The organism is Mesorhizobium sp. LNHC232B00 (genome assembly GCF_000502435.1).
Lineage (GTDB): Bacteria > Pseudomonadota > Alphaproteobacteria > Rhizobiales > Rhizobiaceae > Mesorhizobium > Mesorhizobium opportunistum.
In genome coordinates, this window is record NZ_AYWP01000006.1 from 185,632 (window position 1) to 211,492 (window position 25,861).

The window sequence follows — 25,861 nt, forward strand, 5'->3', positions numbered from 1 at the left end:
ATACGTCTCCCTGCGGCGCATCAAACATCACGCATCAGATAAGGCAGTGGACGGAGATATTCAAGGGAACGTCGCCTGTCGTCCCTTGACACATATGAGATATGACGAAGCTGCGGAGCAATGCACCAGCAAGCGATATTGCCCCTGTGCTGGTCAGCTCGGGTTCTTGCCGCGCGGACGCTTCGGCGGCGTGCCGGCAAATCCTGGACCCTCGCCATGCGGCGCGTCGTCCGGAACGCCTTCGTGGGCGGCATGTTCCTTGTCGAACTTGATCACCGGCTCCATCGTCGCAAGCACATCGTCGGAGAGCCAGCATAGGCTCATATGGCCATCGCCCAGATGCTTGACCGGCGGTACCTTGGTCTCGCACAGATTGTCCGGCACCAGCTTCTTGTAGCCGCAGCGTGTCTGGAACGGGCAGCCGGATGGCGGGTTCATCGCCGACGGGATGTCGCCTTCGAGTACGATGTGCTTCTTGATCACACTTGTGTCGGCGATCGGGATCGCCGACAGCAGCGCCTCGGTATAGGGATGGTAAGGCGGCGCGAAGATCTGGTCGGTCGTGCCTTGCTCGACGATATAGCCCAGATACATGACGACGACGCGGTCGGCGATGTAGCGCACCACGGAAAGATCGTGGCTGATGAACAGCATCGTTGTCTTGTTCTTGCGCTGGATGTCCATCAGGAGTTCGGTCACCGCCGCCTGCACCGACACGTCGAGCGCCGACACCGGCTCGTCCGCCACCACCACCTTGGCATCGCCGGCAAAGGCACGCGCCACGCCGATGCGCTGCTTCTGGCCGCCCGAAAGCTGGCGCGGCTTGCGCGTCTCGAAGGCACGCGGCAGCTTCACTAGGTCGAGCAGTTCCAGCATGCGCTTGCGCCGGTCGGCGACCGTCTTGCCGACATTGAATTTTTCCAGCGTGCGGATGATCTGAGAACCGACCGAATGGCTGGGGTTCAGCGTATCGAACGGGTTCTGGAACACCATCTGGATCGACGACACGGTGTCGACGCTGCGGCTCTCGATGCCGGTCGACTGGATTTCCTTGTTGCCCAGCGTCACGCTGCCGGAACTCGCCGTCTCCAGCCCGAGCAGCACCTTGGCCAGCGTCGACTTTCCGCAGCCGGACTCGCCGACGATGGCGACGGTTTCGGATTCGCGCGCCATGAACGAGATCGTCTCGTTGGCCTTGACGACACGGCCCTCGCTCGAGCCGAACACCTCGCTGCCGCCGACCTTGTAGTACTTCCTGAGATCCTCGATCTTGAGCACCGGCGCGCCGGGCACGACGCGCTCGTTGACCTTCTTGGCGCCGGGCGGCAGGGCTTCCCAGTCGATCTCGTTGAAGCGCACGCAGCGCGAGAAATGGCCTTCGTGGCCCGCGACCTCGACCATCGGGATTTCGGCCGCGTTGCAGACGCCCTCGACGAAATGGTGGCAGCGCGGGCCGAAATTGCAGCCCTTCGGCCGCTCATGCGGCAGCGGCAATTGTCCCGGGATCGAGATCAGCGGCCGCGAATTCTTGTCCGCACCCGGCAGCGGGATCGAGCGGAACAGCCCTTGCGTATAGGGGTGGCGCATCCGGTCGAACACATCCTTGATCTTGCCGGTCTCCACCGCCTCGCCCGAATACATCACAGTGATGCGGTCGCAGGTTTCCAGGATCAGACCAAGATTGTGCGACACGAAGATCATCGAGGTGCCGAACTTCTCGCCCAGCCCCTTGACCAGATCGACGATGCCAGCTTCCACCGTCACGTCGAGCGCCGTGGTCGGCTCGTCGAGCAAAAGCAGCGCCGGCTTCGACAGCAGCGCCATGGCGATGACGATGCGCTGCTGCTGGCCGCCCGAGAGCTGGTGCGGATAGGAGCGCATCATGCGCTCGGGATCGGGAAGCTTGACCGAGCGCACCATTTCCAGAGCGCGCTTATAGGCCTCTTCCTTCGACACCTTGTCGTGGATCAGTGGCACTTCCATCAACTGCTGGCCGACCTTCATCGCCGGATTGAGGCTTGCCATCGGCTCCTGGTAGATCATGGCGATCTTGTTGCCGCGGATGGCGCGCAGTTCCTCATCGGAGAGCTCGCCCATGTCCTTGCCCTGGAACTTGATCTTGCCGCCGACGATCTTCCCGATGTTGGAAAGGTCGCGCATGATGCCGAGCGACACTGTCGACTTGCCGCAGCCGGATTCACCGACGATGCCCATCGCCTCGCCCGGCATGACCGTGCAGGAAAAATCCATGACGGCCGGTATCTCGCCCTTGCGGGTGAAAAAGGAGATCGACAGGTTCTCGATCTCGATGATCGGCCCGTTGGTCGGATTAGCCGGATTTCGAACTGCCTCGTTCATGGGTCGCTCCAATCCTAGTTTTTTAGCCAAGTGGGATCTGGGATCGATCCCACCGTCAATCCTTCATCGATTGCTCACGCAGGGAATCGGCGAGCAGGTTGAGCCCCAGCACGAAGCTCATCAGCGCGATCGTCGGCGGCAGCGCCGGGTGGATGAAGGAGCGCAGTAGCCGGCTGGCATCCTTGATCGCCGTGCCCCAGTCCGGGCTCTCGGGTGCAAGACCGAGGCCAAAATACCCCAGTGTGCCGAGCAGGATCGTGGTGTAGCCGATGCGCAGGCAGGCGTCGACGATCAGTGGTCCGCGCGCATTGGGCAGGATTTCCCACAGCATTATGTACCAGGGCGATTCACCGCGCGTCTGCGCCGCCGCCACATAGTCGCGCGTCTTGATGTCCATCACCAGGCCGCGCACGATGCGGAACACGCCGGGACTGGAGGCGAACACCACGGCCACGAAGATGTTGAGCTGGTTGGGATCGATATGGACGATCTTCAGCGGGTCCCGGTCGAAGACAAGGCCGAGATAGATCCAGCCGCCTATGATGAGCGTCAGCCCGAGCAGGATGTAGATCCGGTCCGGCCGGTTCTTGTAACGTGTCCAGAACAGCACGCTGAAGAAGATGATCGGAAACAGGAAGAAGACGCCGGCCAGCGCATAGGGGATCGGCGTGTCCATGATACCCGGCGTCACCAGCAGGTAGAACAGCAGGATCACCGGGAAAGCCAGCACGAGGTTGGCCAGGAACGACAGGATGGAATCGATCTTGCCGCCGTAATAGCCGGCCGGCAGGCCGAGCGTGATGCCGACCATCAGCGCGAACCCGGTCGCCGCGGGTGCGATGATCAGCACGATCTGGCTGCCATAGACCATGCGCGAGAACACGTCGCGCGCCAGCTTGTCGCCGCCGAACAGATAGACGAGACCTGACTGCGGTTCGATGGCGCCGGGCAAAGTGTCCTTCATGATCGGGATTTGGCCGAGCGGATCGAAAGGCGAGATGGTCGAGGCGAAGATCGCGGTGAACAGCCAGAACAGGCAGATGAAGACACCCGCGATGCCGACGCCGCTATCGAACAACTGGCCGTAAAGGGCCAGCTTCTTCTTATAGAGGAAGCTCGCACCCATGACGATGACGAGCGCGACCCAGACCGGCCAGAAGCGCCAGAGCACTTCGAGGATGATGGTGGAGGCGCCGATATATTGAGCTTGCATGCGCCTTCTCCCTACTGAACCCGGATGCGCGGATTGAGGAATGCGTAGCCGACATCGGAAATGAGCTGCGTGATCAGGACGATGAACACCGAGACCAGCGAACAGCCGAGCAAAAGGTCGATGTCGTTGTTGCCGGCGGCCTCGACCAGCGTGTAGCCGAAGCCCTGGTAGCGGAACATCACCTCGACGATGACGACGCCGGTGAGCAGCCAGGGAAACTGCAGCATGATGACGGTGAAGGGCGCGATCAGCGCGTTGCGTAGCGCATGCTTGACCACCACGTTGCCGAACGACAGGCCCTTGAGCCGGGCGGTGCGGATATATTGCTGCGTCATCACCTCGACCATGGAGGCGCGCGTCATGCGCGCGATGTAGCCGATGCCGTAGATCGCCAGCGTGATCACCGGCAGCGTGAAATTATAGAAGGTGATGCCCTGGCTCGCCGATGCCGCCGAACCGTTCAGCCAGCCGAGCCACGAGGCGAAGATGACGGTGAAGATGACGCCCGACACATATTCAGGCGTTGCCGTCGAGGCGATCGAGGCGACCGAAAGCACCCGATCGGTGCGCGAGCCCTCGCGCATGCCGGCGAGAATCCCGATCAGCAGCGAGACCGGCACCATCACGACCAGCACCCAGAACATCAGGATGCCGGTGGCCCCGAGCGCCGGAAACAGCTTGGCCGCGACCGTGGTCTTGAATTTGGTCGAACAGCCGAAATCGCCCTCGATCACGCCCGAGAATGTCGGCACGGCCGGGTCGTTGCAGAAGGAGAAACGCTGTGTCGTCTTGCCGGTCGCCGGGTCCGTGATCGGCTGCTTGGGCAGCACGCCCAGCCACTGGCCGTAGCGGACGAAGAAGTTCTGGCGATAACCGTGATTGACCAGCCAGCTTTCGAGTTGCTCGGCCGATGTGTGCATTTCGGTCTGGCTGATCGCCAGCTTCTTCAGATTGGGTTCGAGATTGACGAGGAAGAAGACGACCAGCGTCAGGCACAGCATCGTGAGCAGAATCGTACCGACGCGTCTGATTATGAATGAGAACATTGTGCCCCCCTGCCGGCCGGGTTGGGGTCAGATATGGTCAACCCTGTTTCGAAAACCTTGCAACGTCACGCCGCCGCTGCACGAATGCAACGGCGGCGATCCCGCGAATGCGAGGGGCGGTGCGCCCTTCGCATTCGTCAAGCTGTGGGTCACGCCTGATCGAGCCAGACCTTGCCGAAATCGTGCTCGTAGGTGGGGTGCATCGAGTGGTTCTTCACCTCGGGCTTGATGTTGATGTAGAGCTTGCGCCAGTAAGGCTGGATGATGATGCCGGATTCCTGCAGCATCGTCTCGATTTCCTTCATCACCACCTTGCGCTTCTCCGCATCGGCGATCCCGAGCGCCTCGTTGACCTTCTTGTCGAAGTCCGGATTGGCATAGGCCGTCTCGTTCCAGGCTTCGCCCGAGCGGTAGGCGATGGCGATGACCTGGATGCCAAGCGGACGCATGTTCCAGTTGGTTTCCGAGAAGGGGTACTTCGTCCAGTCGTTCCAGAAGGTCGAGCTCGGCAGCACGGTGCGCTTCACCTTGATGCCGGCCTCGCGCAGCTGGGCCGCGATCGCGTCCGTGGTGTTCTTGTGGTAGTCCTCGTCGTTGCTGATCAGCTCGTGCTCGAAATCGATCACGCCGGCTTCGGTCAGCATCTGCTTGGCCTTGGCCATGTCGCGCGGGATCTTGGGCAGCTCGACATATTCCGGATGGATCGGTGCGACATGGTGGTTTTCCGCCGGCGTGCCGGCATTGCCGTAGCCGAGCTGGAGCACCACCGAATTGTCGACGGCCAGGCACATCGCCTGACGCACCTTCTGGTCGCCGTACGGCTTGGCATTGACGTTGAAGCGCGAGACCACGGTCGCCGCGGTCACCACTTCCGAAGCCGGCGCGCCGACGTCCGAGATAATCTTGACGTAGTCGGCGGTCGTCTCATGGTTGGTCTGCACTTCGCCCGACTCGAACGCCGAAACCGTAGCAGCCGGATCCGTGCCATAGTCGATGAACTCGACGCCATCGAGGAAGGCCTCGCCCTGCCACCACTTGCCGGTCGTGCGGCGCTTGTAGACGACCTTCTGGCCGACATCGTAGGAAACGAGTTCGAACGGGCCGGTGCCGATCGGGCAGTTCTTGAAGTTCGCGCCCTTTTCGTCGAAGGTCTTGTGCACGATGAGGCCGGGATAATCGCACAGGTTCGGGATGATGGCGATATCGGGCTTGGTCAGCTTGAGCTTGACCGTCATGTCGTCGACCTTGACGACCGAACCTTCGCGCAGCTTCTTGGTCGTGTCGTCGACGAGACTGCCAAGGCGTCCCGGCATCGAGTTGCCTTCCGCCGACTTGTCGGCCCAGCGGGTGAAGTTGTAGATCACGTCGTCGGCGGTGAACTTGTCGCCGTTGTTCCACTCGACACCAGGCCGCACATGCAGCGTGTATTCGGTGGCGTCGTCATTGATATCCCAGCTCGCCAGCAGATATGGCGCGAAGGTGTATTCCTTCGTGTATTTCACCAGCGGCTCGAGCGCCTGACGTTCCGCGTTGGAAATCTCAGACCAGTCGGCGGTGCGCGGATCCTTGGGATCCTTGACCGACATGGCGACTTTCAGCACGCCGCCCTTCTTGCCCTGCACGTCCTCGGCCCTTGCCGGGGTCGGAGCGGCAAGGCCGAGCAGGCCGTAAGCCATGGCCGTCGACGCGCCGAAGACGCTGGCAAGCGCCAGGAATTCGCGGCGATCCACCGTTCCTGCCTTGGCTTCTTTGGCCATGGCCAGGATGTGATCCGGAACGCTGTCGCCATTACTCTTATAGATTGTCATGACTAACTCCCATTGTTGGCTTTCCGCCGATTAACATTCCGCATCCAGGCCATGATGTCAAAGACGGCTTGGATTGGGAACATGTTAGCGAATGTGCAACTTTGAAAAGAGAGCGGTACGCGCGATAGCGACAGTCTTGACGCAAAATTGCTAGTGCGCCCAGATTCCGCCAAAATCTCTTCGGGCGATTAGACTGAGACATTTGCCTCGCTTCTGACAGCGCCAGTCCTGGCCACGGTGAAGGGCCAGACCGTCAGTATTCCTTCTCATAGAAGATGCCGCCCTTGGCTTCGCCGGCGTCCGTCGCCTCGCCGCGCAATTTGACGCCGCGACCGACATTGAGGTCGATGGTCGCCTTGCCCGAACCTGGCTTGTCGCCCTTCTGGATCGTCACATAGGTGCGGTCGTTCAGGTACTTGCCTGCGGAGACAGCGGTGCCGCCCTTGTCGTCGGTGGTGACGTCGAGATCGTCGACGCCAATGGCGCTGCGCAGGTTTTCAAGCAATGACGTCGAGCCGCCGACGCCGGCCAGTTGCCCCGCCGCTTCAGCCAGCTGCGCGATCTGCAGCGGCGACAGGTTCGACATCGAGCGACCGAAGATCAGTTGCGCCAGCACCTCGTCCTCGGGCAGCGCCGGCACCGAGGAGAAGGTGAATTTCGGATTGGTCGCCTCGCCCGACACCACGATGGTGACGGTTGCGCCGGTCGTGGTCGTTGTCGCGGTCAGGTTGAGATAGGGCACCAGCGAGCCGGAAAAGCCGACCGTGCCTTCGGTGAAGGTCAGTCGCTTGCCGAGGATCGAAAGCCGCCCGCGCTGCAGGGTGAAGGTGCCGATCGCTTGCGGCGACGAGGCCGGGCCGGTGAGCTTGAGCGAGCCGCCGAGTTCGGCATCGACGCCCCTGCCCTGGATGAAGATCTGGTTTGGCGCGCTGACGGTGACGTCCAGCGCGAGGCCGCTGCCGCCGCTCTTGCCGCTGGTCGTCGCCGGGCGCAGCGCCTTGTCCTGCGCCCGCACCGCACCGGGGGCGTTCTTGTGCTTGACATCGAGCGCTGCGAGCGAGCCCGGCAATTTATCCGGAACCGTGATGACGGTCTTGGCGAGGTTGACGGTGCCGGCGATCGCCGGAGCGGAAACGAGCGGCCCCTTGATCGTCAGGTCGCCGCCCAGATTGGCGGTCACCACGCGCCCGTCCGTGTAGCGGCCGTCGGTGAGTTTGATCGACAGGTCGGCCGGAAAGCCCTGCGCCGGATTGATGCCGACCGTGCCGCTGGCCGAAAGGCTGCCACGCGTCGACAGCGTTCCGGTCAGCCGGTTGATCCTGGCGAGGCCGCCGCCGATCGAGATGTCGGCCGCAATATCGTTGACGGCAAGGCCCGAGCGCGCATCGACCAGCCGCGCGCCGGAGGTGCTGACGCTGCCACTGATGACAGGCGATGTCGCCGGGCCGCGCACCTGGACTTTGACGTTGGCGGTTCCCGTCAGCGACAGGCCTTGCGCGGCAAGCTTCTGGCTGAGGATGCCGAACGGCACGCCGCCATTGAAATCGAGCGCCAGCGCCGGCGTGCCCGCCGTCGTCACCGTGCCGCCACCCTTGAGGCCAAGCCCGGCGCCGTCGCTGACATTGGCATTGAAGGTCAGCTTGTTGCCGGCAAAGGTGCCGGACGATGAAACGCTCACCGCACCAACACCCGCGCCGCGGGTCTGCGACGTCTGCACGCCGGCCGCGTCGATGTTGAAGGCGACAGCCGGGCTGGCTGGGGCACCGGTCACCTTGACCGTGCCCGAAATCGACCCGGCGGCATCGAGCCCGGGCGAGAAACTGTTGGCGAGCGACATCGGCACCCGCGCCAGCGCCGCGTTGATGTCGAGCGCCTGCCCAACCTTGCCGGTCACCGTTGCCGTGCCGCCGCCGAGGTTGAGCACCAGCCGGTCCAGCGTCGTCGTGCCATTGGCGATACTGACCGTCGAGGCCTGGGCGATGGCTGCCTTGATGCCCTGCACGGTCGCCTGGCCGGAAGCGAGTTCGATGGTCGTCGTGCCATTCGCCACTTTCACCCGGCCGGCGGCCTTGGCCGGAATGCCCTTCACCGTGGCGCCGCCGGAAAAGCCGGTCCAGTCGCCGTCGCGCTTCAAATCGACATCGATGCCGCTGATGACGGTGCCGCCCGAGGTGACGGTGTCAGCGCGAATCTTGCCTGAGATCACCGGAGCGGCGAGATAGTTGGCGATCAGCGCATCGATGGAAACGGCTTTCGCCTGGAGATCGCCGCGCGTGATCGAGGCGGTCGTCGCCTTGACGGCGACCTGGGGCGCTGCGCCGTTCTTCGAGAAGGCGATTGTGCCCCGCACATCGCCTTCCGCCTTTTCCAGCGCGAGCGCGGCGAGCGGGCCGATATCGGGCAGGTCGAGCGTGATAGTGCCTTCAGGGACGAACTTGTCGTCCAGCGCCAGGTCGCCGGAAATCTTGTTCTTGCCCAGCGACAGGAGCAGGCCGTTGATGGCGCTCTTGCCGTCCGCCGTCGCCAGCACCGCACTGCCTTGCAGGGCCTGACCCGCGACATTGCCGGTCAACTGCACGTTCGCCGCCGGATTGGCGGCATCCGCCTTGCCGGTGGCCGTGAGCCTCAGCCCGGTGATCTCGCGCGCCGCCACCGACAGCCTGTCGCTATCGACGGTCAGTGACAGGTCGGGTGCGGTGGCCGGCCCCTGGGCGCTCAGCCCGAAGGCGATGGCGCCCCTGGCATCCTTCGACAGCCGCGAGATGTCGCTCAGCGCGCCCTTGATGTCGGCCGCCACCTTGTTGTCGGCAAGGCTCGCCTGCCCGCCGGCGGTGAGCGCGCCAGAGGTCAGCTTCAACGCATCGATGTTTATGCTGCCGTTGGGGTCGCGTTTCAGCGTGGCGCTGATTTGCGCACGTTCGCCAAGCATGCCGCGCACCGCAGCGGGCAAGGCCGATGACGGGGCGTCCGCATTCAGCTTGAGGTCGATGGCGCCGTCACGCAGCGATACCTGGCCGGCGACCTGGCTGTTGAGCGCATCGCTCTTGAGCGAACCGCTGTCGATGGCGACGGCATCCGATGTCAGCCGGGCACTGAGGGCGGCCGTGATCTTGCCGGCGATCAGCGGTGCGATCATGGGATTGTCGAGCCCGACCTTGTCCACCGACACCGTGCCGGAAACCGGTCCGGCGCGGTTCTTGAGATCGAAAGCGTCCGAGTGCAGCGCCAGCACAAGACCGTCCACCTTCGTCGGGCTGGTGGCGATCGAAGGGACGATCGCGGACACGTCGAGGCGGGCTTTCGTGCTTTCCCCCGCCACTTTCGCTGACAAAGACCGGACCTCGATCCTGACCGGGCTTTCGGTGCTGCCGACCGTCAGCGGCAGGCTGGGGCCGGATGAAGTAAGATCAAGCGCAAAATCGCTGGCGCCGTTGGGATTGATGGTGCCGGAGGCCGTGCCGGAAATCTTGTCGCCGGAAAGCGTGGCATGATCGAGGGCGACGCCGCCGGCCACGGTGTAGGCGCCCGCTGCATCGACAGCGAGCGGTCCGAGCCCGGCCTGGCGGGTCTGGCTGGTCTCGACGCCGGTAAGCTGCGCGTCGAAGTGGACCTCTGGAGCAGCCGGCGTTCCGGTCACCTGCGCTGTACCGCCGAGCGTACCCACGGCATCGAGCCCGGGCGCAAAATCATTGGCAAGGGCGGCCGGCAGCGCGGAGAATTGCGCCGCGAGATCGAGCGTCTGGCCGGCGCTGCCCGACAGCGTCACCGAGCCGCCACCGATATCGAGCGCCAGTCTTTCGATGCTGGCCGTGCCATTGGCGATGGTCAGCGCCGAGGCCTGGGCGATGGCCGCCTTGATGCCACGCACCGTGGCCTCGCCCGAGGCGACCTCGACGGTCGTGGTACCCTCGGCGATCTTGACCCGTCCTGCCGCGGTCGCCGGGATGCCTGCTATCGTCGCGCCGCCAGTGAAATTGGTCCAGTCGCCGTCGCGCTTCAGGTCGACGCCGATGCCACTGATTTCGGTGGTGCCCGAAGTCACCGCGTCGGCCTTGATCGTACCCGAGATCGCCGGCGCCTTGAGATAGTTGGCGACCAGCGCGTTGACGGTGATCGCCTTGGCTGTCACCTCGCCGCGCGCGATCGACGTGCTCTTCGCGTCGATCGCGACGGACGGCACGTCGCCCGCCTTGGCGAAGTCGATGGTGCCGTTGATGTCGCCGGTCACCGCCTGGCCGGCGAGTGCCGCCAGTTGGTCGATTGCCGGCGCGGCGAGCGTCAGCGTGCCCAGGGGCATGAACTTGTCATCGAGCGCCAGGTCGCCCGAGACCTTGTTGTCGCCCAGCGAAACCAGGAAGCCGTTGATCGAACGCTTGCCCTCGCTCGTCACCAGTGACGCCTTGACGTCGAGAGGCTGGTCGTTGACGGCGCCCGTCAGCGAGATATCGGCGGAGGGGTTTGCGATGTCGGCCTTGCCGCTCGCCGTCAGCTTGATCGTCTTCACAGTGCGGCCGGAGGCGGTCAGGCTGTCGCTGTCGGCGGAGACGGTGAAATCGGGCGCTGTCAGGGCGCCGCTTGCCGACAGCGCGAAACCAACGCCGCCAGCGACCGGAACGCCGACCGTCGGCGACAGCACCGAAACGTCGCCCAGTTTGCCCTTGATATCAGCCTGGATGTCGGTGCCTTGCATGCTGGCGGTGCCGCTGGCGCTGAGCGAACCGGACGTGAGCGAGATCGAATTGGCGGCGAACGCCCCTTGCGGATCGCGCGTCGCGGCGGCCGAGAACTTCACGCGTCCACCGAGCACCGAGGCGATCTGGGGCGGGAAGGCTGTCGCCACCGCATCGGCATNGCCTGCTGCATGGCGAGGAAGAACCACATAAGGCTGTCGCCACCGCATCGGCATTCATCTTGAGCTGCATCGACAGATCGGCGAGCTCCACCGTGGCCGTCAGCGACGCGTTGACCGCATCGGAGCGCAATGTGCCCTGATCGATGGCAATGGCGTCCTTGCTGACCGACCCGGCCAGGTCGACATTGACCTTCCCGGTGATCAACGGCGCCAAGGTCGCGACGTCGGTTTTCAAGCCGCCCGCCTCCAGCTTGACCGTGACCGGCCCGGCGCGGTTCTGGATGTCGAAACCGTCGGAATGCACCTGCGCCGCCAGATCGTCCAGCCGCGTGCCGCCGACGACGATCGAAACGAAGGAGGCGCCGATGTCGACGATCGGCGCCTTGCCGTCGCCAAACGCCCTGGCGGTGGCATTCTTGATCGCCAGTGTAATCGGTTGCGCCTTGCTGCCGACGCTGACCACCACGGGCGGCCCCTTGGCGGCGAGTTCGACCGCGAGATCGCTGGCGCCGGCGGGATCGACGATGCCGGTCGCTGTGCCGTGCACGGCGTCGCTCTCGATATTGGCCCGGTCGACACTGAGACCGCCGGCCGAAGTGGCGGTGCCCGCCACGTCGAAGCTGGTCTTGCCGGCAAACAGCGGCTTCAGGTTTTCCGGCAGGAAGGAAGCGAAGTCACCGTCACCCTTGGCTTCGAGGTGGTGGCCCTTGTCGGTCAGCTGATGGCGGCCGGTGAGTTGGGTGACGATCTGATGATCGACGAGGAAGGTGCCGACACCGCTCCAGTTGGCCAGCGGCCCCGTGCCCGAAACGACGATATCGACCGGCGGCGCATCCGGCAGGTTGAGCAGGTTGGCGATGATGCCGCCGGCCGGCTCCGATGCCTTGAGGTCGAGGTCGAGCTTGTTGTCGGCCGGAGCGAAATGGACTTTGGCATCGACATTGCCTTGCTTGCCGTCATGGCGGGTGACGTTGAGCACCGTGTCGACCGCCAGCGGCGCGGCATCGGCCTTGACCGACCCCTTGGCCGCAAGCTCGGCGATGCCGCTGCCGGCCAGTTGCTCGCCGAGCGCGATTTCCGGCAGGTCGATCTGCTTGATGTCGATGGACACCGGCAGCGTCGTCGTGCCGCTCGGCGCCGGCTGTTGTTGCGTGCCGGCCACCGGCAGGCGCGCCAGTTCGATGCGCTCGGCCGCGATGCGCTCGGCGCTGAAGTTTTTCGACAAAAGCGCCGTCGGCGACCAGTCGACGGCCACCTTGCGCGCCACCAGCCAGGCGCCTTCGCGGTCCTCCAGCACGACATGGTCGACGCTGAGATTGCCCGACCAGATGCCGTCGATGCCGCTGACGGTGACCTTGCGCTCGTCGCTCGAGGCGAGCCGCGAGATGATGCCGGCGAGATTGTCGCGGCCGCGTTCGGTCTTGGTCAGCACGACAAGCGCACCGATTGCGCCCGCGACCACGATCAGCAGCGTGTAGAGGACAATGCGAAGGATGCGCCAGACCGTCTTCATGTCTAGAACGCCTGTCCGATGCCGGCATAGATGCCGAAACGCGGATCGCCGGGGTCACGGTTGAGCGGCACGGCCGCGTCGATGCGCAGCGGCCCGAACGGCGTCACATAGCGCAGGCCGACGCCGGCGCCGACCTTGACGTCGGAGAAGTTGGGAACCGACTTCTCCGACACCGTGCCGGCATCGACGAACGGCACGATGCCGATCGTGTCGGTGATGGCGATGCGCATCTCCACCGAGGTTTCGAAGAAGGACAGGCCGCCGATCGGCTGGCCGGTGAAATCCTTGGGGCCGATGCCCTGGTAGGCATAACCGCGCACCGAGCCGCCACCGCCGGAATAGAAGCGCCGGTCGGCAGGGACGTTCTGCAGGCTGGTGCCGACGATCGAGCCGATCGCGACGCGTTCGGCCAGAACGAATTTCGAAGCCGTATCCAGCGACTGATAGGCCGATCCCTCGCCCTTGAGCTTGAGGAAGGCGGCACCGCTCAGAATATCGTAGCTCGGCTCGGCATAGGCCAGCACCCGGAAGCCCCTGGTCGGGTTCAACCGATTGTCCCTGTTGTCGTAGACATATTGCAGCGGGATGCTGGCGATCAGGTATTTGTGCTTGCCGAAGGCATCGTGGATGCGTGAGTAGTCGAGCGCGAACTCGGCCGACACCGTCTGCTTCTTGGTCAGCTCGTAGGACAGGCCGGTGCTGCCCTTGATCGAGAAATGGTCGTAGGCGTCGGGATGTTCGAGCACCGTCTTGATGCCGCCGAAGAATTTCGACGCCGGGCCGATCACGCCGGGTTTCTCGAACATGATGCCGGCATTGTAATTCAGCTCGGACAGATCGTTGCTGCCGATGCCGCTGATGGCGCCGTCGATGCGCAGCTTCTCGGCGTGACCAAACAGGTTGCGATGCCCCCAATAACCTTCCAGGCCCAGCCCCTCGGTGTTGGAGAAGGTGCCGCCGAGGCCGAAATAACGCGGTTTGCGCTCGCTGACCTGGACGCCGATCGGAATGTTGCCGTCGGCATCGAGCTTGTCGGCTTCCTTGAACGTCACGCTGTTGAAGACCTCGAGCGCCAGCAGCCTGTCGCGCGCGTCGCTGATCTCCTGCGGCGAGTACTGCTTGCCGCGCTTCAGCCCGGTCATGTATTCGGTGAAGTCGCGGTCGACCTTCTCGGTGCCTTCAACCGTGGTCGCGCCATAGCCGGCGACCGGTCCGGCGGCGACCGTCAGCGTCACGTCGAGCGTCGATGTGGCATGGTCGGCGACGATCTGCCGGTCCGTCACCGTGGCCAGTGGCCTGCCCTGCTCCTTCAGCGTCCGCACGATCAGCGCCTCGGCCTTCAGCACCGCACCGGACCCGGCGTCGCCGCCCGCGATCAGGCCGTAGTCGGCGCTCATCAGACCCGCCGCGTCGCCTTCAAGCCTGATCGTGCCAAGGGTGAATTTGGGGCCGGCGGCGATGTTGACGACCACCGGAATGGGCTGCGGGCCCTTGAATTCGGCGTCCGGCGGCAATTCGTCGAGCGGCTTGCCGTCGATGGTGATGGTGACCACGCCTTCGTAGCGGGCATCGGCATAAAGCGCGGCGACAAGCTGTTCGCGGTCGCTGCGCGCCTTGGCCATCAGCCCGAGCGAGCCCGAGACCGGCCGATCCTCGTCGCTTTTCAGCGCCGAGGCGTTTTCGAGCTTCTTGACGAGATCCTTGTCGGCATCGGGGGCGGAGATGGTCACGGCGTAGCGCAGCGGATCGACGATATCGGCGTCCTCGTCGTTGGAGGAACCCCACAGTTTGATGCCGAAAAGCTCGAACGCAGCCGCGGATCTGGATTCGGCGACCAGCGCGGTCGAGCACATCACGGCGAAAAGCAGGGCGCGCGGAAGCACGCGCCCTGGCGCGATCCTTCCTGACATCTGCCTTTCATGCGCCGGCATTAAAACACCCTAGTTCACAAAACTAAAATTGGAATGAAGTTCTGAAGCGCTCGTAAAGGGGCCACAATCCAATTGTCTGAAATAGGACGGGCTTGGAATTCACACCTTCTGCGTTTCCGCAAGAATGCGTGATCCCCTGTCCTATGGAGATTACTGTCCCGCATACCGGTCCTTGGCCGGAAAATAAACCGTTGGCAGGCGGAACCTGCCGCGTTCGCGCGTTGACAAGCCTGGCTGAAGCTTGAACATGCCCGGACGTCTGCAATTGTCTGGAGGGGTGTTATGGCAATGCGCGCGGCTCGTGGTCTGTCGATTCTTCTGCTTCTCTTCTTTGCATGGGGCAATGCCCTCGTCTGGAACGACCCCGCGCAAGCGGCCGAAGCGCGCAGAATCGCAACGACCGACAATTCCGACTATTTCGGTTTCGATCTCAGGTCCGACCAGAATGTCACGCTCGACCAATGCAAGACGACGTGCCTTGGCGATCCGGCCTGCCGCGCCTTCACCTACAACACCAAGGCCAAATGGTGCTTTCTCAAATCCGACTACAACCAGATGAAGCCGTTCAGCGGCGCGGTCGCCGGCAAGGTCGTCAACATCGACGGCGACCCCGATATCGGCGCGCCGCCGGAACTCGCCTTCTTCCCCAACTGGATGGCCGACCAGGCCCAGCAATACCGCAACAAGCTGCTTGGCCCGGCCTATGACAAGCCGACCGAGGGCATGGCGGCACTGACGAAGGCCGCCGAACAGGCCGTGCAGACCGGCGACCATCGCTCGGCCATGCAGAAATACGAGGCCGCCGTCTCGGTGATGCCCGACGATGGCCAGCTCTGGCTCAACCTGGCGCGCGAAACCTTGGCCGTGCAGCCCACGGCCAGCACCGCGGAAGTCTCCACCTTGCCCATGAACGGCACTTCGGCTGCTTTCAACGCCTATAAGCTCGTGCGCACCACCAAGACGCGCGCCGACGTGCTGGCGCTGCTCGGCAACGGCCTCGACAAGCGCGATCTCTACCGCCCCGCCCTGCAGGCCTATGAAGCCAGTCTTGCGCTGATCGCATCGCCGGCGGTCCAGGCGGAGTATGCCGACCTCAAGGCTCGCAAGGGTTTCCGCGTCGTCGACCACAGTGTCGATGCCGACACCAGCGCGCCGCGCATCTGCGCTCAGTTTTCCGAGGATCTGGTCAAGACCGGCGTCGACTACGCGCAGTTCGTCACCGTCGACAACGCCCCGCCAAAGGGCGTCGAGGCCAAGGACAAGCAGATCTGCGTCGAGGGCCTCGAACACGGCCAGCACTACGATGTCACCTTCCGCGCCGGCCTGCCGGCGGCGATAGGCGAAGTGACCGCCGCCCCCGTGGTGCTGTCGATCTATGTGCAGGACCGCGCTCCGTCCGCCCGCTTCACTGGCGACAGCTTCGTGCTGCCGGCCGGCGCGCGCCGCGGTATCCCGGTGGTCACCGTCAACATGAACGCCGCCGAGATGAAGCTCTACCGTATCGGCGACCGGTCGCTGGCGCAGCTTCTGTCGGGCTACCAGTTCCTGCACCAGCTCGACGGCTACGACATCTCCAACATTTCCGAGCAGATGGGCGCGCCGGTCTGGCAAGGCCAGCTCGACATCGCCAACGACCTCAACAAGGAGGTCACCACTTCCTTCCCGGTCGACGAGGCGCTGCCGCAGCGCAAGCCCGGCGTCTATGTGCTGACCGCCCAGGCCGTCAACGACAAGAGCGACGACTATGGTTCGATGGCCACGCAGTGGTTCGTCGTCTCCGACATCGGCCTGTCGACCTATACCGGCCAGGACGGGCTCAATGTCTTTGCCCGTTCGCTGGGCAGCGCCAAGCCCATAGCAGGCGCCGAACTGACGCTGGTTGCGCGCAACAACGAGGTTCTTGGCACCGCGACATCCGATGCCGACGGCCATGCCGTCTTCAACCCCGGCCTGACCCGCGGCGACGGCGGCATGGTGCCGGCCGTGCTGATGGCCAAACAGGGCGACAATGACTTCGTCTTCCTAGACATGTCCAAGGCCGGTTTCGACCTGTCGGATCGCGGCGTCACCGGACGCGCCGCGCCCGGCGCGCTCGACGTCTATGCCTGGACCGAACGCGGCATCTACCGCGCCGGCGAGGACGTCCATGTCGCCGCCCTTGCCCGCGACGGCGCCGCCAAGGCGGTCGAGAACCTGCCGCTGACCTTCATCTTCTCGCGTCCCGACGGGGTCGAGGACCGCCGCATCGTCAGCGACGGCGCCTCGGCCGGCGGCCATGCCGTCGACCTGCCGCTCGAGCCCAACGCCATGCGCGGCACCTGGTCGGTGTCGATCTACACCGATCCCAAGCAGCCGGCCGTTGCCAGCCAGATGTTCCTGGTCGAGGATTTCGTGCCGGACCGCATCGAATTCGACATGAAGGCTGACAAGCAGGAGATCGCGCAGGGCGAAACCGCCAACATCGACATCGACGGCCGCTTCCTCTATGGCGCGCCGGCGGCGGGGCTGGCGCTGGAAGGCGAACTGACGCTGTCGACGTCCCGCGACTGGGACCGCTTCCCCAACTTTGCCTTCGGCCTCGCCGACGAACAGTCGGCCGAACCCACCGTCACGGCGCTCACCGGTCTGCCGGTGGTTGGCGATGACGGCAAGGCGACCTTCCCGGTCTCCGTCGACCAGTTGCCCTCGACCACCAAGCTGGTCGACGGCAAGGTGACGGTGCGCATGCGCGAAACCGGCGGCCGCGCCATCGAGCGCTCGCTCAACATCGGCATCCGCCCGCAAGGCCATATGATCGGCATCCGGCCGGACTTCGCCGATGGTGAAGTGCCGCAGGGCGGCGCGGCGAAGTTCAGCCTGATCGCCGTCGATCCGGACGGCAAGCGCGAGGCGCTGAAAGGCGCGCAGTGGACGCTGGTCAAGGTCGAACGCAATTACCAGTGGTACCGCTCCAACAATTCTTGGAACTACGAGCCGGTCACCTTCACCAAGTCGATCGCCAACGGCCAGGTCGACCTCGGCGCCGATGGCGACGCCACGGTCTCCGTGCCCGTCGATTGGGGCCAATACAGGCTCGAAGTCGAGACCTCGGATCCCGAGGGACCGGCGACCAGCTACGAATTCGACGCCGGCTGGTATGTCGCCTCGACCACCACCGAAACCCCCGACGGCCTGGAAATCGCCCTCGACAAGGACAATTATGCCGCCGGCGAAGTGGCCAAGCTGAAAATCTCGCCGCATTTTGCCGGCGAACTCCTGATCAACATCGGCTCGGACAAGCTGTTGAAGACCATCACGGCGACCGTGCCGGCCGGCGGCAGCACCGTCGACATCCCGGTCGGCGATGACTGGGGCGCCGGCGCCTATGTCACGGCAACCTTGTTCCGGCCGGGCGACGCGCAGGAAACGCGCATGCCGGCCCGCGCCATCGGCGTGAAATGGCTGAAGGTCGATCCGGGCTCGAAGAAGCTCGCCATCACCTTGACGCCGCCGGACAAGACCATGCCGCGCCAGCAGCTGTCGATTCCGGTTTCCGTGGCCGGCGTGCAGCCAGGCAGCAATGCCTATGTCATGATTGCCGCCGTCGATGTCGGCATCCTCAACCTGACCAACTACAAGGCGCCGGATCCGGAGAACTGGTTCTTCGGCCAGCGCATGCTGGGCATGGAAATCCGTGACATCTACGGTCGCCTGATCGACGGCTCGCTGGGCACCACCGGCAAGCTCAGGACCGGCGGTGACGGCGCCAACATGCAAGCGCAAGGCAGCCCGCCCACCGAAAAGCTGGTTGCCTTCTTCTCCGGCCCGGTCGAGCTCGACGCCGACGGCAAGGCACGGATCGACTTCGACATCCCGCAGTTCAACGGCACCGTGCGCGTCATGGCCGTCGCCTGGACCAAGGATGCGGTCGGTCATGCCCAGTCGGATGTGATCGTGCGCGATCCCATAGTTGTCACCGCCGGCCTGCCGCGCTTCCTGGCGCCTGGCGATGACGCCGTCATGCGGCTCGACGTGGCCGACACCGACGGCCCGGCCGGTGACTATGCGCTGTCGATCGACACGACGGGCGACTTGTCGACCGGCGACAAGCCCCTGCCCCAGAAGCTGACGCTCGCCCAGGGCAAGCGCCAGACGCTGACCGTGCCGCTGATCGCAAAGACGGCAGGCAACGCCTCGCTTACCATCAAGCTTGCCCATGCCGACGGCACCAAGGTCGAGCAGACGCTCTATGTGCCGGTGCGCCCGGCGCAATTGCCTGTCACCACACGCCTCGTGGTCGACCTCAAGGGCAATGGCGGCGCGCTGCGCGTCGACAAGGAACTGTTGGCGGCAAGCCTGCTGGACGGCGCTTCCGTCAGCGTTGGCGTTTCTCAAGCCGCGGCCTTCGACGTGCCCTCGCTCTTGATGACGCTCGACCGCTACCCCTATGGCTGCGCCGAGCAGACCACCAGCCGGGCCATGCCGCTTCTCTATGTCAATGACATGGCATCGGGCATCGGCATGCAAAGCGACCCCGATCTGCATGGCCGCATCCAGGATGCCATCTACAAGGTCCTGAGCTACCAGTCCTCGAGCGGCAGCTTCGGCCTTTGGGGTCCTGGCTCCGGTGATCTGTGGCTCGACGCCTATGTCAGCGAGTTCCTGACCAGGGCGCGCGAGCAGAAATACGACGTGCCGGCGCTGGCCATGAACCAGGCGCTGAGCAATCTGCAGAACTCGCTCGGCTACGACCAGAGCGTACAGGACCGTGGCAGCGAGATCGCCTACGCGCTCTACGTTCTGGCCCGCAACAAGAAGGCCTCGATCGGCGACCTGCGCTACTACGCCGATACCCAGCTCGAAGCCTTCTCCAGCCCGATGGCCGTTGCCCAGCTGGCGGCGAGCCTGGCGCTTTACGGCGACACCCAGCGCTCGGAAGCGACGTTCAAGACTGCGCTGCAGCTCGCCAAGTCGGCGACCGAGTACGACTACTACCGCTCCGACTACGGCTCGCCATTGCGTGACGGCGCGGCGATGCTGGCGCTGGCAGCGGAATCGAAACCGGTGTCGACGATCGTGCCCGAGCTGATCAGGCTGGTGACCAGGGAACGCGCCGAAGCCCGCTGGACCAGCACCCAGGACGACTCCTGGATGCTGCTGGCGGCCCGCGCGCTGAAGGAGGGCAATGACTCGATCACGCTGACCGTCAATGGCGCGCCGCATTCGGGCGGCTACTCCAACCAGGTCAACGGCTCCGAGCTGGCCGACAGCCCGCTCGAAATCGCCAACACCGGCGCGACCCCGCTGCAGGCCGTCGTCACCACCGTGGCGTCGCCGATCGAGCCTCTGCCGGCCGGCGGCGACGGCTTCACCGTCAGCCGCACCTACTACAAACTCGATGGCACCGAAGCCAATGTCACCGAAGCCACCCAGAACGAACGCTATGTCGTCGTGCTCAAGGTCACCGAGCAGAACAGCTGGCCGTCGCGCCTGCTGGTCACGGACCTTCTGCCGGCCGGCTTCGAGATCGACAATCCCGGCCTGGTCTCCAGCGCGCAATTGTCGAACTTCTCCTGGCTGGCCCAGACCGACGCCGCCCACCTCGAATTCCGCGACGACCGTTTCGTCGCGGCGTTCAATCCGGCCGACGGCGACCACGACCACAATCTGACGCTCGCCTATGTCGTGCGCGCCGTGACGCCGGGCACCTACGCCCACCCGGCCGCAACGGTGGAGGACATGTACCGGCCGCAATATTCCGCCCGTACCGCCACCGGCATGATGGAGATCAAGGCACCGTAAGGCGCCGATGGTGGCGATCATGAAAATCGCGAGTGCGCTCATGACAGCTTCCTTCTCCCCGTCTCTATACGGGGAGGTGAGCCGTGGTCCGCGCAGCGGACGAAAAGCCAATTGCTTGGCTTTTCGAACGGCGAACGCCCGAAGGGCCGTCGTGCCGGCAAGCGGATGAGGGACACCGCCATGCTCTCAAGAAAATTCGTCCGCCGCACCGCCATAACCGCAGCTTCCTGCGCCGGCGTCCTCGCTCTCGCCACAGCCACATTTTGGGAACTCGACCGCGCCTTCCCGCCCCCGCTCCCGGCGGAACTCACGGTCTCCACGGAAGTGCAGGACCGCGACGGCCAGCTGTTGCGCGCCTTCGCCACGCCGGACGGCTACTGGCGGCTCGAAACCCGGCTCGACCAGGTCGACAAGCAGTTCGTCGATATGCTGGTCACCTATGAGGACAAGCGTTTCTGGGACCATGAAGGCGTCGACGTGCTGGCGCTGGCGCGCGCCGCCGGCCAGTTCGCCACCAGCGGCCACATCGTCTCCGGCGGCTCGACGCTGTCGATGCAGCTTGCCCGGCTGATCGAGCCGCGCGAAAGCCGCAGCCTTGGCTCCAAGATCAAGCAGATGCTGCGCGCCATCCAGATCGAGCGGCGGCTGTCCAAGCGCGAGATCCTCGAACGCTATCTGACGCTGGCACCCTATGGCGGCAACCTCGAAGGGGTGCGCGCCGCCTCGCTCGCCTATTTCGGCAAGGAACCGAAGCGGCTGAGCGTTTCCGAGGCCTCCCTGCTCGTCGCCTTGCCCCAATTGCCGGAAAAGCGCCGCCCCGACCGCAACCTCGGGATTGCCCACGCCGCCCGCGACCGCGTGCTGACCCGCATGGTCTCGTCGGGGCTGCTCGGTGAACGCGAGGCCGCGCGCGCCGCTTTGGACGATGTGTCGGGTCTGCGCCGCACCTTGCCGGCGCTCGCCGCGCACGCCGCCTATGCGCTGCTGCCCAAGGCCGTTCCCGGCCAGCTGCTGAAACTGACGATCCGCAAAAGCGTCCAGCAAGGCTTGGAACAGGTGGCCAGGGATGCCGCCATCCGGCTCGGCCCGCGTCTCTCCGTCGCCATGGTGCTGGCCGACGCGCGCACCGGCGACATTCTGGGCGAAGTCGGCTCGGCCAATTTCTTCGACGCCAGCCGCTCCGGCTGGATCGACATGACCAAGGTCGTGCGCTCGCCCGGTTCGACGCTGAAGCCATTTATCTATGGCCTTGCTTTCGAGCAAGGGCTGGTGGCGCAGGAAACGCTGATCGAGGACAGCCCGGTCGATTTCGGCGGCTACCGGCCGAAGAACTTCGACATGGGCTACCAGGGCGATGTCAGCATCCGCCAGGCGCTGCAACTGTCGCTCAACGTGCCGGCGATCCGGGTGCTCGATGCTGTCGGGCCGGCGCGGCTGACGGCGCGCTTCCGCCAGGCCGGCGTGAACCCCATCCTGCCGGTCAACCAGGCGCCGGGCCTGGCCATCGGTCTCGGCGGCGTTGGCGTCACGCTCCGCGATCTGGTCCAGCTCTATACGGGGCTCGCCAATGGCGGCAAGACGCACACATTGCGTGACGGCACCGAGCCGGCCAATGCCGAAAGCGCGACCACCACCATCCTCAACGACCAGGCGAACTGGCAGATCATCGACATATTGTCCGGCGTCAAGCCGCCCGAGGGCGCCTTGCAGCGCGGCATCGCCTACAAGACCGGCACCTCCTACGGCTACCGCGACGCCTGGTCGGTGGGCTTCGACGGCCGCTATGTGCTGGGCGTCTGGGTCGGCCGGCCCGATGCCGGCGCGGTACCGGGCCTCTCCGGCTACGTCTCGGCGGCTCCCATCCTGTTCGAAGGCTTTGTCCGCTCGGGCCTTGCCACGGTGCCGTTGCCGGGCAAGCCGCCGGGCGTTTTCAGCCCCAAGCGCGAGGATCTGCCGGTGACGCTCGCCCGCTTCGGAGCCGGCGCGGACGGCCTGGTGCAGGCGTCACCGACCGAACCAGCGCCGACCATCATCTTCCCGCCGAATGGTGCGCGCGTCGATCTCGGCACCAACTCGGCCGATGCCTCGCCGCTGGTGCTGAAACTGCAGGGCGGCCGCGCGCCGTTCCGCTGGCTGGCCAATGGCAAACCGCTGGTGGGCATCGACCGCCGCCGCACCGCGACATGGCAGCCGGACGGCGCTGGTTATTCGACGCTGACCGTGATCGACGCGGCGGGGCGGGCGGCGAGTGTGAAGGTATTCGTTGAATAGACCGAGCCAAACGATTCATAGAATTGGTCTTCTGAGAACTCAGCGAATAGCGAGATACACCTTCTGATGTTAGTCGCGAGGCGCCCCCCTCTGTCCTGCCGGACATCTCCCCCTCAAGGAGGGAGATTGGATGTCCTTGCCGCTTTCGCCAATTATCGATGGTTGAGCAAGACGCCAAAGCTGCCAATCTCCCCACTTGAGGGGGAGATGTCCGGCAGGACAGAGGGGGGCGCCTCGCCCAAGCCTCGAGCCTCAATGCTGGCAGCAATCCTCGTCGCGACAATCCCTCTCCCCGCACACGCCGGCCCCCTCCCCGCTGGTTTCGTCCGGCTCGCCGATGTCGATCCCACCATCGGCCAGGACATCCGCTACGCCGGCCACGAGAACTTCCTTCACCGCAAGGCGAGCGGCTATGAAGCGCCCGTCTGCATCCTGACCGAACAGGCAGCAAACGCACTCTCCGGCGTCCAGAAGGCAATTGCCGCCGATGGCCTGACGCTGGTCGTCTTCGACTGCTACCGCCCGGCGCAGGCCGTCACAGACATGGGCAAATGGACCAGAGAGGGCGGACCACCCGATCCGCAATGGTATCCGAAGCTCAAGCGTAGCGACCTCATCGCCAAGGGCTATGTCGGTGAACTGTCCAGCCATTCGCGTGGCTCGACGCTCGACGTCGCCATCGCGCGAGCCGACGGTCCGTCCGCGTCGAAACCGGCCTGCGGCGCCATCGATGCGGTTACACTCGATTTCGGCACCGGCTTCGATTGTTTCGATCCGTTGAGCGAGACGGCGCACCGCCCGCTCGGCCGCGAAGCGGCGGCAAACCGCAAATTGCTTGTCGATGCCATGCGCGCCGGCGGCTTCAAGAACTATGCCCGCGAATGGTGGCACTTTACGTTGGCGAATGAACCATTCCCGATCCAGCGCTTCGATTTTCCGGTCAGCGCCAGGTAACTTGCCGGATCGTCCAAAGCGCTCTTGCCTAGCCACCATGCATCTCTAGATAGCCGGATGGCGGGGATCAGAGGGCCTTGAGCGTCGAGAGGAAGAAATTTCTCCGCAGCCCGAAATCTCATCTAATATTTTCTCCAGGAGGACGAAAAAGGCAACATTCAATGCATCTAATTTCTATAAATTCGGTAGATTTGGCGCGGGTTCAACGGAGGCAGAAATGACCAAACCTCATTTCAAGAAGCTGCTCGGCGTACTGGTCGCCGCATCTGTCCAGTTCGGCACGCTCGGTTTCGCGTTTGCCGACACCACCATTCTCAACGTGTCCTACGATCCGACACGCGAGCTCTACAAGGCCTATGACGAGGCCTTCGTCGCGCACTGGAAGGCCGAGACCGGCGAGACGGTCACCATCCAGCAGTCGCATGGCGGATCGGGCGCCCAGGCGCGCGCCGTGATCGACGGCCTCGAGGCCGATGTGGTGACGCTGGCGCTCGAGGGCGACATCAACGCCATCGCCTCGAAGTCGAAGAAGATCAATCCCGACTGGCGCAAGAAATTCGAAAACAATTCGGCGCCCTACACCTCGACCATCATCTTCCTGGTCCGCAAGGGCAATCCCAAGGGCATCCACGACTGGAACGACCTCGTCAAGGACGGCACCCAGGTGATCACGCCCAACCCCAAGACCTCCGGCGGCGCCCGCTGGAACTATCTGGCGGCCTGGGCTTACGCCAACGCCAACGATGGCGGCGACGAAGCCAAGACCAAGGAATTCGTCGGCAAGATCTATGCCAATGCTCCCGTGCTCGACACCGGCGCGCGCGGCTCGACCGTGACCTTCGCGCAAAAGGGCATNTCGGCGCCGACAATTTCGAGATCGTCTATCCGCCGACATCGATCCTGGCCGAGCCGCCGGTGGCGATCGTCGATGCCAATGTCGATGCCAAGGGCACGCGCAAGGTCGCCGAAGCCTATCTCGGCTGGCTCTATTCCAAGGAAGGCCAGACCATCATCGCCAAGAACCACTATCGCCCGGCCAAGCCCGAACTGGTGGCGCCGGCGGATCTGCCGAAGACCCCCGCTATCAAGCTGATCTCCATCGACGATCCGCTTTTCGGCGGCTGGAAGAAGGCACAGCCTTATCATTTCGGCGACGGTGGTATATTCGACCAGATCTACAAGCCGGCCCAGTGAGGTTCGGTAGTGCCGAAGAAGCCCGCGAATGGGCTTCTTCGACGAAGTCTGGCTGAGTAAGAAGGGACGATCCAGAACTCCATGACCACAACACCCGCGCAGGCGGGGTGGCGGTTCAGGCAGCCGAGCGTCATTCCGGGTTTCGGATTGACGCTCGGCTTGTCGCTTGCCTACCTCACCCTCATCATCCTCATCCCGCTGTCCGGGCTGATCTGGCGCTCGGCCGCGCTTGGCTGGACCGATTTCTGGGCGATCGCCACCGACCGCCGCACCATCAATGCGCTGGAGATCAGCTTCGGCACCGCCTTTGTCGCGGCGATCGTCAATGTCGTCTTCGGCACGCTGGTCGCCTGGGTGCTGGTGCGCTACCGCTTTCCCGGCCGCCGCATCGTCGATGCCATGGTCGACCTGCCCTTCGCGTTGCCGACGGCGGTCGCCGGCATCGCGCTGACCACGCTCTATGCGCCGAACGGCTGGATTGGCAAACTCCTGATGCCGCTCGGCATCAAGGTCGCCTACACGCCGCTCGGCATCGTCATCGCCCTGGTCTTCATCGGCCTGCCCTTCGTCGTGCGCACCGTGCAGCCGATCATGGAAGAGATCGACAAGGAGGTCGAGGANGCCGCCGCCACGCTTGGCGCCAGCCGCTTCCAGATCATCACCCGCGTGCTGTTCCCGGGCCTGGCGCCGGCCATCATCACCGGCTTTTCGCTGGCCTTTGCCCGCGGCGTCGGCGAATACGGCTCGGTCATCTTCATCGCCGGCAATTTGCCTTACAAATCCGAGATCGCGCCGCTTTTGATCGTCATCCGGCTCGAGGAATACAACTATCCGGCGGCGACCGCGATCGCGGCGATCATGCTGGCCCTGTCGTTCGTCATGCTTCTGGTCGTCAATTTGGTGCAGACATGGAGCCGCAAGCGCTATGGCTGATCCCGAA

General features: G+C 64.4%; 10 protein-coding genes and 1 pseudogene. 5 read left to right on the forward strand and 6 right to left on the reverse strand.

Features of this window, described 5'->3' with window-relative positions; genetic code table 11:
• Positions 1-153 precede the first annotated feature (153 nt).
• From X743_RS158425 to X743_RS158405, 6 genes are all read right to left on the reverse strand, one after another.
• Complete coding sequence (locus tag X743_RS158425; RefSeq protein WP_023765201.1) at positions 154-2,358, reverse strand: ABC transporter ATP-binding protein; 2,205 nt, start codon at positions 2,356-2,358, stop codon at positions 154-156.
• Between the two features lie 55 nt (positions 2,359-2,413).
• Positions 2,414-3,571 carry an ABC transporter permease gene (locus tag X743_RS158420; RefSeq protein ID WP_023765202.1) on the reverse strand — a complete coding sequence of 386 codons (1,158 nt, stop codon included), beginning with the start codon at positions 3,569-3,571 and terminating at the stop codon, positions 2,414-2,416.
• Between the two features lie 11 nt (positions 3,572-3,582).
• Positions 3,583-4,617, reverse strand: a complete 1,035-nt coding sequence (locus X743_RS158415; RefSeq protein ID WP_013894591.1) for an ABC transporter permease — start codon at positions 4,615-4,617, stop codon at positions 3,583-3,585.
• A 149-nt stretch (positions 4,618-4,766) separates the two neighbouring features.
• Entirely contained in the window at positions 4,767-6,425 is a 1,659-nt protein-coding gene (locus X743_RS158410; RefSeq protein WP_023765203.1) for an ABC transporter substrate-binding protein, read from the reverse strand.
• 253 nt (positions 6,426-6,678) lie between these two features.
• Complete coding sequence (locus X743_RS1000000174105; protein ID WP_348625898.1) at positions 6,679-11,115, reverse strand: translocation/assembly module TamB domain-containing protein; 4,437 nt, start codon at positions 11,113-11,115, stop codon at positions 6,679-6,681.
• A gap of 1,677 nt (positions 11,116-12,792) precedes the next feature.
• Complete coding sequence (locus X743_RS158405; RefSeq protein WP_023765204.1) at positions 12,793-14,721, reverse strand: autotransporter assembly complex family protein; 1,929 nt, start codon at positions 14,719-14,721, stop codon at positions 12,793-12,795.
• A 282-nt stretch (positions 14,722-15,003) separates the two neighbouring features.
• Here X743_RS158405 and X743_RS158400 point away from each other — a divergent pair, with 282 nt between their 5' ends.
• The 5 genes and pseudogenes from X743_RS158400 (at position 15,004) to cysT (ending at position 25,854) form a co-directional block, all read left to right on the forward strand.
• Complete coding sequence (locus tag X743_RS158400) at positions 15,004-20,502, forward strand: alpha-2-macroglobulin family protein (RefSeq protein ID WP_023765205.1); 5,499 nt, start codon at positions 15,004-15,006, stop codon at positions 20,500-20,502.
• A gap of 180 nt (positions 20,503-20,682) precedes the next feature.
• Positions 20,683-22,773: a penicillin-binding protein 1C gene (gene pbpC, locus X743_RS158395; RefSeq protein ID WP_023765206.1), complete on the forward strand. Its 2,091-nt coding sequence runs from the start codon at positions 20,683-20,685 to the stop codon at positions 22,771-22,773.
• A 255-nt stretch (positions 22,774-23,028) separates the two neighbouring features.
• Positions 23,029-23,727: a M15 family metallopeptidase gene (locus X743_RS158390; RefSeq protein ID WP_023765207.1), complete on the forward strand. Its 699-nt coding sequence runs from the start codon at positions 23,029-23,031 to the stop codon at positions 23,725-23,727.
• Between the two features lie 217 nt (positions 23,728-23,944).
• Positions 23,945-24,921: pseudogene (locus tag X743_RS01000000168860) on the forward strand (sulfate ABC transporter substrate-binding protein).
• 81 nt (positions 24,922-25,002) lie between these two features.
• Entirely contained in the window at positions 25,003-25,854 is an 852-nt protein-coding gene (gene cysT, locus X743_RS158385; RefSeq protein WP_023765208.1) for a sulfate ABC transporter permease subunit CysT, read from the forward strand.
• Positions 25,855-25,861 lie beyond the last annotated feature (7 nt).